The sequence below is a fragment of the Vibrio sp. 03_296 genome (assembly GCF_002265885.1).
The window spans coordinates 1-495 of the sequence record NZ_NPKW01000637.1; the positions used below are offsets into that span (position 1 = coordinate 1).

At 49.8% G+C, this 495-nt stretch carries 1 pseudogene; it reads right to left on the bottom strand.

The annotated features are described in order from the left end of the window. Window positions 1-380 (bottom strand): annotated as a pseudogene (locus CIK04_RS26780) (hypothetical protein); the annotation flags it as partial. Window positions 381-495: the final 115 nt, after the last annotated feature.

A 495-nucleotide genomic window follows, 5' to 3' on the forward strand; every position in this document is an offset into this window, starting at 1 on the left:
ATACGCCATTCCTGACATTCGGGCGCCCCTTGTCCCGGTACCGCTTCTAAATATTGCGCTGTCGTCGGCATTAGCCCACCCCATCCGTACGCCGCAGCATAGCGGTAATCCTTATCGACCACATCATTCAAGGTTTGGCCAAAACCTTTCACCCCCTCGACTGTCACCTTCCCCGTCATCACGTTGTTGATCAGTTTTAGGCGATAATCCACCACATCTTGCTCAGTAAAACCTTTAGCAGGATAGGGTTTGGCGGAGTTTGCCGTAAACGAAAGCAGCTTTTGACGACGTTGAGTATCCGCTAAGTTGCCGTTGTCTTTGGTTCGCGCTAAAAGGTAAACGTAGTTTCCGCCTGAAAGATCATCGGGGGTGATGGTCACGGATTCCCCGTCTGCGCACCACTTTATGGGTTAAGTGATTCTCGTCGATGATGTGGATAATCTGAACTCATCGTTATTTTGYCTGTCACACTGAACGTTGCGCCTTTGCTTACAT